General features: G+C 68.9%; 11 protein-coding genes and 2 pseudogenes. 5 read left to right on the forward strand and 8 right to left on the reverse strand.

Annotated features, from left to right (window positions below; translation table 11 throughout):
- Both QZV72_RS09875 and QZV72_RS09880 read right to left on the reverse strand, forming a co-directional pair.
- Positions 1-278, reverse strand: a pseudogene (locus QZV72_RS09875) (ornithine cyclodeaminase); the annotation flags it as partial.
- Positions 279-597: 319 nt separating this feature from the next.
- On the reverse strand, positions 598-2,223 hold the full coding sequence (locus QZV72_RS09880) for a catalase (RefSeq protein ID WP_297008004.1): 1,626 nt from the start codon (positions 2,221-2,223) through the stop codon (positions 598-600).
- A 152-nt stretch (positions 2,224-2,375) separates the two neighbouring features.
- Between QZV72_RS09880 and QZV72_RS09885 the strand changes: the two genes are divergently transcribed.
- Positions 2,376-3,017, forward strand: a complete 642-nt coding sequence (locus QZV72_RS09885) for an RNA polymerase sigma factor (RefSeq protein ID WP_297008006.1) — start codon at positions 2,376-2,378, stop codon at positions 3,015-3,017.
- Between the two features lie 32 nt (positions 3,018-3,049).
- Here QZV72_RS09885 and QZV72_RS09890 read toward each other — a convergent pair whose 3' ends face one another.
- Together QZV72_RS09890 and QZV72_RS09895 are read right to left on the reverse strand one after the other, a co-directional pair.
- Positions 3,050-3,439 (reverse strand): VOC family protein, encoded by a 390-nt coding sequence (locus tag QZV72_RS09890; protein WP_297008008.1) that lies wholly within the window; start codon positions 3,437-3,439, stop codon positions 3,050-3,052.
- A gap of 55 nt (positions 3,440-3,494) precedes the next feature.
- On the reverse strand, positions 3,495-5,222 hold the full coding sequence (locus QZV72_RS09895; protein WP_297008011.1) for an FAD-dependent oxidoreductase: 1,728 nt from the start codon (positions 5,220-5,222) through the stop codon (positions 3,495-3,497).
- Positions 5,223-5,308: 86 nt separating this feature from the next.
- Between QZV72_RS09895 and QZV72_RS09900 the strand changes: the two genes are divergently transcribed.
- Positions 5,309-6,433: a ferrochelatase gene (locus QZV72_RS09900; RefSeq protein WP_297008014.1), complete on the forward strand. Its 1,125-nt coding sequence runs from the start codon at positions 5,309-5,311 to the stop codon at positions 6,431-6,433.
- A gap of 84 nt (positions 6,434-6,517) precedes the next feature.
- On the opposite strand, the gene QZV72_RS09905 is transcribed toward QZV72_RS09900, so the two are convergent.
- The 3 genes from QZV72_RS09905 to QZV72_RS09915 all read right to left on the reverse strand — a co-directional run bounded on the left by QZV72_RS09905 (position 6,518) and on the right by QZV72_RS09915 (position 10,978).
- Entirely contained in the window at positions 6,518-7,549 is a 1,032-nt protein-coding gene (locus tag QZV72_RS09905; RefSeq protein ID WP_297008017.1) for an aspartate-semialdehyde dehydrogenase, read from the reverse strand.
- 97 nt (positions 7,550-7,646) lie between these two features.
- The gene (locus QZV72_RS09910) at positions 7,647-8,921 is read right to left on the reverse strand and encodes an aspartate kinase (protein WP_297008018.1); all 1,275 of its coding nucleotides are present in this window, start codon (positions 8,919-8,921) and stop codon (positions 7,647-7,649) included.
- 125 nt (positions 8,922-9,046) lie between these two features.
- Positions 9,047-10,978 (reverse strand): siderophore-interacting protein, encoded by a 1,932-nt coding sequence (locus QZV72_RS09915; protein WP_297008021.1) that lies wholly within the window; start codon positions 10,976-10,978, stop codon positions 9,047-9,049.
- Positions 10,979-11,123: 145 nt separating this feature from the next.
- Here QZV72_RS09915 and fepB (QZV72_RS09920) point away from each other — a divergent pair, with 145 nt between their 5' ends.
- The 3 genes from fepB (QZV72_RS09920) (at position 11,124) to QZV72_RS09930 (ending at position 14,174) form a co-directional block, all read left to right on the forward strand.
- Positions 11,124-12,215, forward strand: a complete 1,092-nt coding sequence (gene fepB / locus QZV72_RS09920; protein WP_297008024.1) for a Fe2+-enterobactin ABC transporter substrate-binding protein — start codon at positions 11,124-11,126, stop codon at positions 12,213-12,215.
- Positions 12,216-12,328: 113 nt separating this feature from the next.
- Positions 12,329-13,270, forward strand: a complete 942-nt coding sequence (gene fepB / locus QZV72_RS09925) for a Fe2+-enterobactin ABC transporter substrate-binding protein (protein WP_297008027.1) — start codon at positions 12,329-12,331, stop codon at positions 13,268-13,270.
- A 49-nt stretch (positions 13,271-13,319) separates the two neighbouring features.
- Positions 13,320-14,174: a DMT family transporter gene (locus QZV72_RS09930; RefSeq protein WP_297008029.1), complete on the forward strand. Its 855-nt coding sequence runs from the start codon at positions 13,320-13,322 to the stop codon at positions 14,172-14,174.
- A 28-nt stretch (positions 14,175-14,202) separates the two neighbouring features.
- On the opposite strand, the pseudogene QZV72_RS09935 reads toward QZV72_RS09930, so the two are convergent.
- A pseudogene (locus QZV72_RS09935) lies at positions 14,203-15,121 on the reverse strand (hypothetical protein); the annotation flags it as partial.

The raw sequence follows: 15,121 nt of genomic DNA on the forward strand, positions 1-15,121 counted from the left end.
GCGGGCATCGCCATGAAGCGGCGGTCGGGGCCGTCGGCGGGCATCCCCTCGTGCTCCGGGCGGGCGGGGAAGTTGATCTGGGCCCCGTGGGAGTTACCGGAGGCCCCGGCCATCCGGAAGTCGCCGTCGGCGAGGAGGATCAGGGTCTCCTCCATCGTCTCGACGCAGGTGGCGATGTCGGTGACCCCGGCACGGATCATGTCGGGTTCGCTGAGGTAACGGAAGTTGATACGGGCGGATGCAGGGGATGCAGGGGATGCAGGGGAATCTGCCGTCATGCAGGCCTTTCCGCGCCCCCGGTCACCCGGCGGCGCGCTATGTCGGGGAAGCGGGGCATTCCGCTTCCTGTGTGAACAGTCATCACCCACCGTAGCCCGGCTTCAGAATAACTGCCCCGGTCCGGCCCCTCCCCACCCCGCCCACGTCGCGTCCCCGTCCCTGCTCCCCACCTCTCCCCGATGCAGAGCCCGCACCCTCCCAGCCTGGGTGCCGGCGGTCGCTGCGCCCCATGCCTGTGAGGGTGCGGACCCGGCATACCGGCGCAGCGACCGCCCGGAGAAGACCGGACCTGATCCCTGCACGAGCCCTGCCCGAGCCCTACCCTCTGATCTCCGTGTAGAGCTGTTTCACCCGGTCGCGCAGGTTCGGGTCGACGTGGCCCCAGTACACCCAGCACTGCCTCTCGACCTGCTCGGAGACACCCTGCATGGCACGGGCTATGTTGCCCGCCAGACGCTCACGGGCGGCGTCGTCCATGACCTCGCGGACCAGCTGACCTGCCTGGATGAAGTCGTCGTCGTCCCGGTGACGGACATAGGCCCCGCGGGTGAGGTCGCCACCGTAGTTGTCATCGAACAGGCCCAGGTCACCGGCTGTTCCCGTGGCGGATTCGGCACCGCGGCCGAAACCGTACCTCGAGGCGCCGGCGTCCACCCCCCGCTGCACCGCACCGGAACCGTCGTCCACGTCGTCCCTGCCTTCGCCACGCTCGAAGCGGTTCGGCGAATAGGTGGGCGTGCCGGCCGGTGGGAACTCGTGTGCGGTGGCACCGTCCTTGGCGGTGTAGAGGTTGCGTTCCTCGACGATCGGCCGGTTCACCGGGATCTGGCTGTAGTTGACTCCCAGCCGGTAGCGCTGGGTGTCGGCGTAAGCGAAGGTACGTGCCATGAGCATCTTGTCCGGCGAGAACCCGATGCCGGGGACGATGTTGGACGGCGCGAACGCCGCCTGCTCGATCTGGGCGAAGAAGTTCTGCGGATTCTCGTTGAGGGTGAAGTGCCCCACGGGGATCAACGGGTAGTCCTTCTGCGACCACGTCTTCGTCAGGTCGAAGGGGTTCCAGCGGTACCCGTCAGCCTCCTCGATCGGCATGATCTGGACCTTCACGTCCCACGTCGGGTGATCGCCCCGCTCGATGGCACCGTAGAGGTCGGACCGGGTGTGGTCGAAGTCGCCGGAACCGATGAGCTCACCGGCCTCGGCATCGGTGAAGAACTTCCAGCCCTGCCGGGTCTTGAAGTGGTACTTCACCCAGAAGCGCCCACCGGAGGCGTTGATCCACTGGTAGGTGTGGGAGCTGAAACCGTCCATGTGGCGCGCATCCGTCGGGATGCCACGGTCGCCCATCAGATAGGTGACCTGGTGGGCGGACTCGGGGCTGCGTGTCCAGAAGTCCCACTGCATGTCGGCGCTGCGCAGACCATTGGTCAACCGCTTCTGGGAGCGGATGAAATCGGGGAACTTCATGCCGTCACGCAGGAAGAACACCGGGGTGTTGTTGCCGACTATGTCGTAGTTTCCCTGACGGGTGTAGAACTTCAACGAGAAACCGCGCACGTCACGCACGGTGTCGGGGAAGCCCTGCTCACCGGCGACGGTGGAGATGCGGGCGAGCATCGGAGTGACGCGGCCGGGCTGGAAGAGGTCGGCCGCCGTGTACTGCGACACATCCTCGGTGACGGTCAGTTCGCCGAAGGCCCCGGTGCCCTTGGCGTGGACGTTGCGCTCCGGGATGCGCTCCCGGTTGAAGTGGGCGTGCTTCTCGATGAGGTGCGTGTCGGTCAGTGCGACGGGGCCCTGTCTGCCGACGGTCACCGAGTGCTCCTCAGTGCGCACCGGGGCACCGTTGACATTGGTGGAGTGGCCTGCGTAGGGGCAGACGCCACGGGCGGCGATCTCGGCGGACGTCGGTGGTGTGGTCTGTTCGGTGGTCTGTTCAGTCATGGTGTTCCTCCGGTCGTCGTGTCGGAGCCTCCGACAGCTTCCGGCCTCCGTTATACACGGAAAACCATTTCGTCCGATCAGTTACTCAATACTCATAGTATTTCACTTATCGGACGCCGGGTATTCACCGGCCCGATGCTAGAGTGTCCGGTGTGCGAGACCACTTTCCCCGGCGCCGCCGGTCAGCGACCCCCGACCGCGAGGAGGTCGACGCCGCCGTCACCGACCTGGCCCTGAAAGCGGGCGCCGGCGACCGGGCGGCACTCTCCGAATTCATCGAGGCCACCCACGACGACGTGTGGCGCCTGCTGGCCCACCTCGCCGACACCGACCGGGCCGACGACCTCACCCAGGAGACCTATCTCCGCGTCCTCGGGGCACTGCCCCGGTTCGCCGCGCGGTCCTCGGCACGCACCTGGATCCTCTCGCTGGCCCGCCGCGTGTGGGTCGACAGCGTCCGCCACGACATGGCGCGCCCCCGCAAGTCCGTCGAGGAGTGGGAGGACGCCGCCGACCAGACCCCCTCCCATGACACCGCCGGCGACCAGACCTGGGCCGAGCTGGTGGACGCCCGGGCACTGCTCGACAACCTCTCCCCCGACCGGCGTGAAGCACTGACCCTCACCCAGGTCCTCGGTTACTCGTACGCGGAGGCCGCGGACATCTGCGGGGTGCGCGTCGGCACGATCCGTTCCCGGGTCGCCCGGGCTCGCGCGGACCTGCTCGAGGCGCAACAGGCCGCCGGCGCACCCCGGCAGGGCCGGGGCACCGGCGACCACCTGCGACTGGCCTGACCCGGCAGGTCCCGGCCTACTGGCCCGGCGTGCTACCGGTGCAGCGACCGGTAGAAGACGATGCCGTTGCCCTCGTTGTCGTAGACCACGGCGCGCCGCTCATGGGCGTCGTCGTGCGCCTCCTGGACGACTGCACCACCGTTGGCGTCCACCAGGGCCGCGTCCCGGTCCGGGTCGTCGCTCTTGACACCGATGACGACCTTGCCCGGGATCGGGTGGTCGATCGGGGTGCACAGCGCCAGGGTGATCTGCCCTGCGTCGAGCGCCGCGAAATGCGAACCGTCGCGGAACTTCAACGGGAAGCCGAGAACCCCGGTGTAGAAGGCGAGGGAGGCCTCGATGTCCTCGGTGGACAGGAAGACGAACTTCAGTTCGCGGGTGGGGGTGGCGGCGTCTGTGCCGTGGTCGCCGTGGTCGGCCATGGTGTTCTCCTTGCGGTGCTGTGACGTTTGTCTGACCACAACGACGCTACACCGGTCACCGCGGCGGCGACTGCGGTGCAGAACGCAGCGAGGCCTGGCCGTCACACCAGGTCCGGTAGCCGCCGGTGAGGTTGCGGACCTCCACGAACCCCTCGCCGCGCAACAGCGACTCCGCCACATGTCCACGCTGCCCGACCTGGCAGAAGACCACCAGCGGCCGGACGTCACCGCCGTGCCCGCCGTGCCCGCCGGCGCACAGCGCCCGCACCTCCTCGAGCCGGTCCCGGAGTTCATCGAGCGGGATGTTCACCGCACCCGGCAGCGAACCGCCCGCGAACTCCCCGGCACTGCGCACGTCGAGCAGCGCGGCGTCCGGAAGCTCCCCGATCCGCGACCAGGTGACCAGGTCGGTCCGCCCGGTGCGCAGGTTGTCGGCGACATAGCCCACCATGTTCACCGGGTCCTTCGCCGACCCGAACTGCGGGGCGTAGGCGAGCTCCAGGTCGAGCAGTTCCGAGGCACGGCGCCCGGACTGCATGGCGGTGGCGATGACGTCGATACGCTTGTCCGCACCGTGCTCACCGACGACCTGGGCGCCGAGGATACGGTCGCGCAGGTCCGAACCCCGGAACCCGCCGGTGCCGACCAGCAGCTTCATCGACAGTGTCGACGCACCCGGGTAGTAGCCGGCGTGGTCGGCCGGGTGGGTGGCGATGGCCTGGTGGGGCACACCTGCCGCGACCAGACGTTTCTCCGTCCAGCCGGTGGAAGCCACCTGCAGCCCGAAGACCCCCATCACGGAGGTGCCGTAGGTCGCGGGCAGGGTGATGTCGTCACCGACGATGATGTCGGCGACCAGGCGTCCGTCCCGGTTCGCGGTCTGCGCCAGCGGCACGACGACAGGGTCGCCGGTGAGGAAGTCCGGGGTGGCGGTGGCGTCGCCCACGGCGAAGATGTCGGGGTCGGTGGTGCGCCAGGTCCGGTCGACGACCAGCGCACCGTCGGCGAGAGTCTCCAGACCCGCGTCGGCGGCGAAGCCGGTGGCCGGTCGGACGCCGGCGGCGGCGATGACCAGTGCGGCGGGGAGGGTGGTGCCGTCGGACAGGGTGACGGCTTCCTCCCCGACGGCGGTGACGCCGGTGCCGGTGAGGACGCGGACGCCGTGCCCGACGAGCCGCCGTTCGACGACAGCGGCGATCTCCGGGTCGAGCGGACCCATGATCTGCGGGCCGTACTCCACGACGGTCACCTCCAGCCCACGGTGCGCGAGGTTCTCGGCGACCTCGATGCCGATGAATCCACCGCCGGCCACGACGACGTGGGCGCCGGGCGCGAGGTCTGCGACGGCGTCGTGGATACGGTCGGTGTCTTCCACGGTGCGCAGTGACAGGGCCCGTTCGATACCCGGGACGGGAAGGACCACGGGGGAGGCGCCCGGGGAGAGCACGAGACGGTCGTAGCTGACCTGCCGGCGCCGCCCGGTGGCCAGGTCGGTGACATCGAGGGTGTGTGCGACGCGGTCGATGGCGGTGACCTCGGTGTTGACGTGCACGTCGAGACGGAAGCGCTCATGGAGGGATGCGGGGGTCTGCAGCAGCAGGTCCGCCCGGTCCCCGATGACTCCGCCGATGTAGTAGGGCAGACCGCAGTTGGCAAAGGAGACGTGCCCGGACTTCTCGATGACAGTGATCCGGGCGTGCTCGTCGCGGCGGCGCAGGCGGGTGGCGGTGGACATGCCGCCGGCGACGCCGCCGACGATGACGGTGTGGAGTGATTCAGCCATACCGGAACTATACCCCCCGGGGTATCAAAGGGGTACCCCCACCGGAATTTCAGACTCCCGCCACCCCCACGGGTAGGCTGGCCTCCATGGCTCAACCGGCGTCACAGAACTCCCACCGCGCACTGCTCGTCCTGTCCTTCGGGGGACCGGAGAAGAACGAGGACGTCATCCCCTTCCTCGAGAACGTGACCCGTGGTCGAGGCATCCCCCGCGAGCGCCTCGCCGAGGTCGGTGAACACTACTTCGCGATGGACGGCAAGAGCCCCATCACCGACCAGAACCTCCGCATCATCGCCGACCTGGAATCACTCATCGCCGAGCGGGTCACCCCGCTGAGCGACGGGAGCACCGCCCTCCCGGTCTACTTCGGCAACCGGAACTGGCACCCCTTCGTCGAGGACACGGTCGCGCAGATGGCCCGCGACGGTGTCACCGAGGCGCTCGTCCTGGCGACCTCGGCGTGGGGCGGCTACTCCGGGCACGTCCAGTACCTGGAGGACATCGCCCGGGCCGAGGCGTCGTGCCGTGACGCCGGCCTCACGCCCCCCACGATGACGAAGATCCGCCCCTTCCACGACCACCCCCTGTTCCGCGCCGCCTTCGCCCGCCTCATCGACGAAACCCGTGCAGCCATGCCCGCCGACCAGCGGCAGGATGCCCGGCTGCTGTTCGCCGCGCACTCCATCCCGGTCAGCGCCGACGAGACCTCCTCGGCGGACTCCACCCACCGTTACTCCGGGCAGGTCATCACCGCGGCGCGGGAGATCCGTGAACTCTCCTCCTTCGCCGTCGACGGTGCTGCGGGTGCGGACGTGGAACTGGTGTGGCAGTCCCGTTCCGGCCCGCCCCACATCCCGTGGCTGGAACCGGACATCTGTGACTTCCTGGAGGCCACCGTCGCCGGTGAAGGCATGGCGAGCGCATCCGGGGAGGTGTCCCCCGGAGGCGACCGGAGACCGGTCCTGCTCTGCCCGGTGGGATTCATCACCGACCACATGGAGGTCATCTGGGACCTCGACACCGAGGCCCGCGACACCGCCGCCGAGCTCGGCGTTCCCCTGGTACGCGTACCCACCCCCGGGCTGGAGCCGGAGTTCCCCCGGATGATCCTCGACCTCGTCCACGAGCACTGGGCCGACATCCCCGGCGAGGACGCCGGGAACGCGCCGGATGCAGGAGCAGCAGCACCCGCCGGACCGGCGGTCTCTTGACCGGGAGCCTCTTGACCGGGCTCCTTTTGACCGGGCTCCTTTTGACAGGGAGCCGCCGGACCGGAAGCCCCCGACCGGAAACGGCTAGACCAGCAGCTCCGCGATCTGGATCGTATTGAGTGCAGCCCCCTTGCGCAGGTTGTCCCCCGCGACGACGAGCACCAGACCCGTGTCTCCGTCGACGGACTGATCCTGACGGATACGGCCGACGAGCGACTCGTCGACACCCGCGGCCGCCAGTGGGGTCGGCACGTCGACGACCGTGACTCCCGGCGTAGCCTCCAGCACGGCGGTCGCCTCGGCCGGGGTGATCGCCTGAGCGAACTCGGCGTGCACGGTCATGGTGTGGCCGGTGAAGACCGGGACTCGCACGCACGTGCCGGCGACCCTCAGGTCAGGGATGTGCAGGATCTTGCGGGACTCGTTGCGGAGCTTCTGCTCCTCGTCGGTCTCCAGGGAGCCGTCATCGACGAGATTGCCGGCGAAGGGCAGGGCGTTGAACGCGATCGGGGCGACGTACGGCCCGAGATCCTCGGCGACCAGTGCGGAACCGTCGGTGGTCAGCTGCTCCAGGACCTCCACGTTCGCGCGGACCTGGTCGGCCAGGGCCTTCACCCCGGCCAGACCCGAACCGGACACCGCCTGGTAGCTGGACACGTGCAGCCGGGTCAGGCCGGCCTTCGCGTGCAGCGCACCGATGACCGGCATGGCTGCCATGGTGGTGCAGTTCGGGTTGGCGATGATGCCCTTGGGGACGTCCTTCGCGTCGGCCGGGTTGACCTCGGAGACGATGAGCGGGACCTCAGGGTCCTTGCGCCACGCCGACGAGTTGTCGACGACGGTCGCACCGGCCTCGGCGAAACGGGGTGCATGCTCCCGGGAGGTGCCGCCGCCGGCGGAGAACAGGGCGATGTCGATGCCCTTGAGCTCCTCGGTGGGGGTCGCGGCGACGTCCTCGACGACGATCTTCTCCCCGCGGAAGTCGATCTCGGTGCCGGCGGAGCGGGCCGAGGCGAAGAACCGGACCCTGTCTGCCGGGAAGTTCCGCTCGACAAGGATGGAACGCATGACGCGGCCGACCTGTCCGGTCGCGCCGACGACGGCGAGAGTGGTCATGGGTGAACCTTTCTGGGGTGTGGGTTGACCGTCTGAGGGTGGTCCGCACGGGGTGGAACCACCCTCAGACGGTCAACCGGGCAACGGTGGTGTGTGGTTACCGGCCGGTGCCGGCGTGGACGACGGCCTCACTCTCGCCGCCGAGCTGGAAACGCTCGTGGAGGGCGGCGACAGCCTTGTCGAGGTCGGTGTCCCGGATGAGAACGGAGATGCGGATCTCGGAGGTGGAGATCAGCTCGATGTTGATGCCGACGTCCCGCAGGGCCTCGCAGAAGTCCGCGGTGACGCCCGGGTGGGACTTCATGCCGGCGCCGACGAGGGAGACCTTGCCGATCTGGTCGTCGAAGACGATGCTGCCGAACTTCTGGTCGGCCGCAGGGCCCTGCAGGCCCTTGAGCAGTTCGACGGCCCGGGGGGCGTCCTCCCGCGGGCAGGTGAACGTGATGTCGGTGAGGTTGTCGTTCACGCTGGAGATGTTCTGCAGGACCATGTCGATGTTGATCTCGGCATCCGCCAGGGTGCGGAAGACACGGGCGGCCTCACCCGGCTTGTCGGGGATGCCGAGGACAGTGACCTTGGCCTCGGAACGGTCGTGGGCGACACCGGTCAGGACTGCTTCTTCCACAGGAATATCCTCCACAGAGCCGGACACGATGGTGCCGGGCTCGTTACTGAATGACGAACGGACGTGAATCGGGACATTGAAGGCACGGGCGTACTCGACGCACCGCAGCATGAGGATCTTGGCACCGACGGCTGCCATCTCGAGCATCTCCTCGAAAGAGATGTGGTCGAGCTTCTGCGCGTTGTGCACGATCCGGGGGTCGGCGGTGTAGACGCCGTCGACGTCGGAGTAGATCTCGCAGACATCGGCCTCGAGCGCCGCGGCCAGCGCGACGGCGGTGGTGTCCGAGCCGCCACGCCCCAGGGTGGTGATGTCCCTGGTCTCCCGGTTGACGCCCTGGAAGCCGGCGACGAGGCAGATCTTGCCCTCGTCGAGTGCCTCACGGACACGGCCGGGCGTGACATCCACGATGCGGGCGTTACCGTGCCGCTCCGTGGTGATGACGCCGGCCTGGGACCCGGTGAACGACTGTGCCTCGGCGCCGAAGGAGTTGATCGCCATGGCGACCAGTGCGTTGGAGATGCGCTCACCGGCGGTGAGGAGCATGTCCATCTCACGCCCCGGCGGGACCGGGTTTACCTGGTTGGCCAGGTCGAGGAGTTCATCGGTGGTGTCACCCATCGCCGAGCACACGACGACGACGTCGTTACCCGCCTTCCGGGTCTCCACGATGCGTTGGGCGACCCGCCGGATACGCTCGGCGCTCTCCAGGGACGATCCGCCGTACTTCTGGACGATCAGGGCCACTGTTGGTTACTCCGTCTGCTGCTCGGTCTACTGCTGCTGGCGTCTGCCCTCAGACCCGTCCAGCGTACCTGAGCAGGCAAGGCAGGGTAACACGGGGACCACCGTGACGGGCACCGGATCCGGGGTCAGATCCTCAGGGTCACCACAGCGTGCGTCCCCCAGCCCACCGGCAGGTCGGCGACACCGGTCAGGCCGGCGGCGGATACCGCACGTGCCAGGTCGCGCCTGGTCGGGACGGCCCGGCCGTCGAGCAGCAGCCGGGTGAGATCCTCCTCGTAGTCGTGGTCCTCGTCGCCGGTCTCGGCGAGCAGGCGGGTGACCACGACCACCCGCGGGGCGATCCCGGCGGCCGACTCCAGCAGCGCCGGAACGTCCTCCGGAGCGGCGAGGGCGCAGGGGTCGACGACGATGACCGCCCCGGCGGTGACCTCCGGGGTGGTCGTCCGGTCCCAGGCCACCACAGTCACCCGGTCCCGGCGCGACTCACCCACCTCGGCGGTCAGCCGGTCGGTTCCGGCTCCGGTGTCGAGGATGACGACGCTCAGGTCATCGTGGTGTCGCAGCAGTTCATCGGCGTAGACGGCGGCGCTGGTGCCCTCCCCCGCGCCGGCGATCGCCACCGAGGTCAGGCCCGCTCCCCCGGTGAGCTTCGCGGCGAGAGGGCCGAAGCCCTGGGCGAGGGCGGGGGCGACCCACTGGGCTCGGGTGGCCTCGGCGTCCGCCAGGTTCTCGACGATGGAGGGGTCCGTGGACCGCAGCTGCGCCCAGGTGGATCCGGTGGATCCCACGGTGACGGGGGCTCCCGAGCGCAGCCCCTCGGCGAGGTGCAGCCACGCCAGCGGACGCAGCGCCTCCGGGCCGGTGAGCCGGGTGACCGGCCCGTCGGGGTCGGAGAGTTCCTGACCCAGCGGGGTCAGTGCGACCCCGGTGAGTGCGGCGGCGTCCCCGCCGGAGAGTTCGTCGGGCTCCGGGGCGGTGAGCGTGACCAGCTTGAGGGACTCGAGGTAGCGCAGGAACCGCAGGAGGACGCCCGCCCCGACGCCGACGGCGGGGGCGATGTCGGCGACGGTCGGGGTCGCGCCCGGGGTGGCGGACGCCGCGTCCACCACCTCGAAGACACGGAGTTCTGCGGCGCTGCGCAGGGCCAGCCCCGGGGCGATCTCCGCCATTTCGTAGAGCTCCATGAGCGGGGAGAGGCTGGAGGTTCCGGCGGTTCCGGCGGCGGCGCCCTCGGCCACGGCGTTGTTGCGCCGCCAGTAGCCGGTGATCTGGACGTGCTCGCGCGGCACCCCCGTCTTCTTCGCCAGGGCGCGGACGGTCCTGAGTCGCCCTGCCTCACCGGCCGCCCACACGAAGGGGGTGCCCTCCGGGACCTTCCCGCCGCCGCGGACGTGGGTGAGCAGTTCCTCGGTGAAGTCACCGCCCTCGTCACGGACGACCCAGTGCATGTCGAGGTCGGCGGCGCAGTCGATGTCCTGGATGTCGGCGCGGGTGGGCACCTCCACGAAGGCGACGACCGGGTGGTCTGCCGGGCACTCCTCGAGGCAGCGTCCGACGGCGGGCAGGGCGGTCTCGTCACCGACGAGGAGCAGCCAGTCGGTGTGGGAGGGGTGGGAGCCGCAGTTCTTCGGTCCGGCGATGAAGACCCTGTCCCCTGCGCCGGCCGTCGCCGACCAGTTCTCGGCGAGGCCGGCGCCGTGCCGGGCGAAGTCGATGGCGAGCTCACCGGACTCGCCGGCGTCCGGTGTCCAGGAGCGCACCGTGTAAGTGCGGAAGAGGTCGTTGACCTGCTCGTTCCAGTCGAGGCGGCCGTCACCGAGGGAGTGCGGGTAGGGCCGTTCGCCGGTGGTCGGGTCCGGCAGGATCAGCCGGACGTCATCGTCGAAACCGTCGCTGACGAGGGCAGGTACGGGTTCACCGTCTCGGGTGTGCGCGAGGAGCCCGGAACCTCCGAAGGTGATGCGGCGCATGGCCGGGGTGAGGTCCTCCACCCGCAGTACCTCCAGCTCGCGCAGGGAGATCGGGTAGATGTCGGTGTCGCGACTGATACGGGGCACGGGGGTCCTTTCTTCGACAATGTCAGCAGCAAGGCTAGCATTGGCTTGCCAAGTGGTGGGACCCCCGTTCCGACGACCGCCGGTGCTTGGCTGACGACCACGTCCCCGAAGCTCACACCATCAATGCCCCCGGAGGAAAACCCGCATGATCCATTCGCTCCGACGCCGCGGCGTCCGCGGCGCCACCGCCGTCATCGCCGCCCTCGCCCTGACCACCGGTCTCGCCGCCTGTTCCGGCGACGACTCCGACGACGACCCCACGACCGGCGGCTCCGGCGACGGCTCCTGGCCCCGCTCGGTCCCCTCACTGGCGGTGAAGAACCACCACCTGGACTGTACGGACCAGCTGGACATCTCCACCTGTGCCACCGAGAACGTGGAGATCCCCGAGCAGCCGCAGCGGATCGTCTCCACCGCGGTAGGCCTCACCGGTTCACTGCTGGCGGTGGACGCCCCGGTCGTGGCCACCGGTGGTGCGACGAAGGGCTCCACCGCCGACAACGACGAGGGTTTCTTCAACCAGTGGGCCGATGAGGCCCGGGACAAGGGCGTAGAGAGCCTCTGGCAGCTCAGCCCGGACCTGGAGACCCTGGTCAACGCCGACCCGGACCTCATTCTCGTCGCCGCGAACGGCCAGGATTCTGCGGTGACCGGTATCGAGAAGATCCGGGCGATCGGTGTGCCGGTCGTTGTCCTCGACTACGTGAACATGGACTGGACCGACCTCACCACGGAGATCGGCGAGATGACCGGCCGGGAGGCGGACGCCGCCGCCCGGATCGACGAGTTCAACCAGCGTGTCGACGAGGTCAAGGCGAACATCAACGAGCCGGAGCAGCCGGTCAGTCTGGTGCTGCCGAGCGCCGACAGGTCCGGCAACGCCAACTACATGACTGCCGAGTCACCCCAGGGCCGGGTCGCCGCCCGACTCGGCTGGGACCTCACCGTCCCCGGCGACGATGTCGCACGCAGGGACGGTCCCTTCGCCGGCCGCACCGACGTGAAGCAGGTGACCGCCGAGAACCAGGACAAGGCATTCACCGGTCACACGGTGCTGGCGGTGGACTCCGGCATCGGCGAGGACCCGGCGGAGTACCTGAAGAACATGCCGATCCTGTCCGACACCTACGCAGTGCGCAACGACCGGGTGTACACCATGCCGCCGGAACTGTTCCGGATGGACTACTACTCGGCGATGATGATGCTCAACCGGATCGACGAGCTTTTCGTGAAGTAGTTCTGCAGGAAAACGACGCCCCCACTACACATAAGGCAACGCTACCGTTACTGTGGATTGTCAAGCGCCCGCCCCGGGCGCAGCTGCCCACCACGTTTCCAGGAGAAGCCCCCATGACCTCACGCCCGCTCTTCCACCGCTCGCGGTCAGTCGCCGCCGTGGCAGCCGCCACCGCCCTCACCCTCGGCCTCGCAGCCTGCTCCGACGACGATCCGGACTCCGACCCGACCACGTCGGCGTCCGCCTCGTCCGCCTCATCGTCCGCATCCTCGTCCGCATCCTCGGACGCCGCCTCCGGCGGCGCGAAAGCCGGACCCACCTCCGATGACAAGGGTTTCTTCTCCCAGTGGGCCGAGGAGGCCGACGAGGAAGGGGTGAAGGCTCTCTGGCAGCTCGAGCCCGATCTGCAGAAGGTCGCGGCCGAGGACCCGGATCTCATCATCGTCTCCGCCAAGGGCGCGGACGCCGCCACCGCCCAGATCGACGAGCTGAAGAAGATGGGCGTGCCGGTCGTCGTCCTCGACTACTCCGACAAGACCTGGGGCGAGATCACCACCCAGATCGGCGAGGTCACCGGCCACGAGACCGAGGCTGCCGACACGATCAAGAACTACGAGGACCGTGTCGCCGAGGTCAAGGGGAACATCACCGAGCCGGACCAGCCGGTCAACGTCGTCCTGCCGGCGCAGGGCGGCAACCTCAACTTCATGACCGGAGCCTCCGCCCAGGGTCAGATCATCAAGGACCTCGGCTGGGAACTGTCCGTCCCCGGTGACGACGTTGCCCGCGCCGACGGCGACTACGCCGGACGCACCGACGTGAAGCAGGTCACCGGCGAGAACGCTGACAAGGCCCTCGTCGGGAAGACCGTGTTCGGTATCAACGTCGACGGCAAGGAGCCGGTCATCGACAAGCTCAAGGCCATCCCGACCCTCGCCAACGCTGACGCGGTCAAGAATGACCGGGTCTTCGAGCTCGGCGCATCCGCATTCCGCATCGACTACTACTCCGCGATGGAGATCCTCGACCAGATCGAGAAGTACTTCGCGAAATAGCGCCGACTCTCCGTGCGACCGGGGATTCCTATAGCCTTAAACCCCGATGATGCACAGCAACGCCCTCGCTGTCGTCTTCGCCCTTCTCTCCGCACTGACCATCGCCTGGGGCACCGTCCTCAGGCACCAGATCGCGGAGCAGACGTCCGGCGACCCCGACGACGCCCACGGCTCCCCACTGCTCGCCGCCGTCATGCGGCCGAAGTGGTGGGGAGGCGTCCTGTGCGCCCTCGCCGGTTACGGACTGCAGATCGTCGCCCTGGGTTTCGGCACCCTGCTGGTCGTCCAGCCGATCCTCGTTCTGTCACTGATGTTCACTCTGCCGCTGTCGGCGAAGTTCGACGGCCGCCGCGTCTCGAGGTCGGAGATGTTCTGGGCCGGACTGCTGACCGTGGCGGTGGGCGTCCTGGTGATCTGGGGCAAACCGCTGCCCGGCCGGTCCATTCCCGCGCTGGACGCCTGGATCTTCGCCCTGGCCGTCGGTCTGGTGGTCATCGTCGCGATGTTCTGGTTCGCCGGCCACCGGCCCGCCAACCAGCGCGCACTGCTGCTGGGGCTGGTCACCGGAATCATCATGGGTTATCTCGCCGTACTGTCGAAATCGGTCGTCGCGATCTTCACCTCCGACGGGGCACACGGGCTGATCACCAGCTGGGAATTCTACGGGCTGCTGGCCTGCGCGGCGATCGGCACCGGCGTCCAGCAGATCAGTTTCAATTCCGGCGCGCTGAAAAACTCACTGCCGGCGATGACCATCGGTGAGCCGATCGTCGCCTTCGTCCTCGGCTACACCCTGCTGGAGGAGAAGTTCCAGGTCCACGGCCTCGGATGGCTGGCGATGGCCGCCGCACTGTGGGTCATGGTGGCCAGCACCGTCATCCTCTCGCGCAAGAGCGTGGACTGACGCGCCGACCGGCACCGGCACGGCGTCCTCAGATCGCGTAGGCGAAGCCGATGAGCATCTCGCCGGACACCCAGAACCCGGCCGCACACCACGCCACACCGACGACCACCGGCACCGCCGCGACCCAGGGCCGGTCCACCAGCCGCACGCGCAGCCGGGCCAACGCCCACACCACCGGCGGTGTCAGCAGGAAGAGCACCGGAATGAGCAGCAGCCGGGGGCGCGAGTGCATGATCCCGTCAGACCCCAGCGTCATTCCCGCCACCACCACCGCGGGAAGCCACAGCTGCCACGGTATCCGCCCGGTCGCCAGCGGCCACAGGGACGCCACGCACAGCAGCGCGACGAGGATCATCGACCAGGTGGAGACCGCGTAGCCGGGCATCGTGCCGTCGACCGCACCGCCCGCACCGACCGTCGTGGTGAGGTCCAGGGAGGTCGAGGTGATCCAGTCCCAGGTCGCCACCCCGTAGTCGAAACCGGAGTGCCAGCCGCGGTCCTGGGCGGCGAAGTAGCCGCCGACACCGGCGGCCTTCACGTCCGCCCAGGAAATGTACGCGGCGATCCCGAGGACGCCGATGACCGGCGCGGCGCACGCGCGCAGGACCGTGCCGACAGACACGGCGGCCCCGGCGTCCCCGGCGTTCCCGGCGTCCTGCGGGGCGGCGGCGTCCCGCCTGCCGCGCCGACCGTGCCACCAGCGCACGAGTTCGACCACTGCGGCGGCGACGAGGGTCAGGACCAGGGCCGCAGCGGTCAGCCGGGTCAGCCCGGCGACGAGGACCAGCACACCGGCGGTGAGGTAGCGGCGTCGGAGCAGCATGACCACCGCCCACACCGCGCACGCCGTGTACAACGACTCCGAGTACGGCATCACGTACACCACCGACATCGGTGCCCCGAGCGCGAGGACGCCGACCGCCATCGTGAGCACGGCCGCCGTCGCC

Origin of the sequence: uncultured Corynebacterium sp. (assembly GCF_902782855.1) — a bacterium.
Lineage (GTDB): Bacteria > Actinomycetota > Actinomycetes > Mycobacteriales > Mycobacteriaceae > Corynebacterium.

Coding starts and splice junctions, on each gene's coding strand:
- QZV72_RS09880 (WP_297008004.1), bottom strand. CDS start 2,223: ATGACTGAACAGACCACCGAACAGACCACACCACCGACGTCCGCCGAG.
- QZV72_RS09890 (WP_297008008.1), bottom strand. CDS start 3,439: ATGGCCGACCACGGCGACCACGGCACAGACGCCGCCACCCCCACCCGC.
- QZV72_RS09895 (WP_297008011.1), bottom strand. CDS start 5,222: ATGGCTGAATCACTCCACACCGTCATCGTCGGCGGCGTCGCCGGCGGC.
- QZV72_RS09900 (WP_297008014.1), top strand. CDS start 5,309: ATGGCTCAACCGGCGTCACAGAACTCCCACCGCGCACTGCTCGTCCTG.
- QZV72_RS09905 (WP_297008017.1), bottom strand. CDS start 7,549: ATGACCACTCTCGCCGTCGTCGGCGCGACCGGACAGGTCGGCCGCGTC.
- fepB (WP_297008024.1), top strand. CDS start 11,124: ATGATCCATTCGCTCCGACGCCGCGGCGTCCGCGGCGCCACCGCCGTC.
- fepB (WP_297008027.1), top strand. CDS start 12,329: ATGACCTCACGCCCGCTCTTCCACCGCTCGCGGTCAGTCGCCGCCGTG.
- QZV72_RS09930 (WP_297008029.1), top strand. CDS start 13,320: ATGCACAGCAACGCCCTCGCTGTCGTCTTCGCCCTTCTCTCCGCACTG.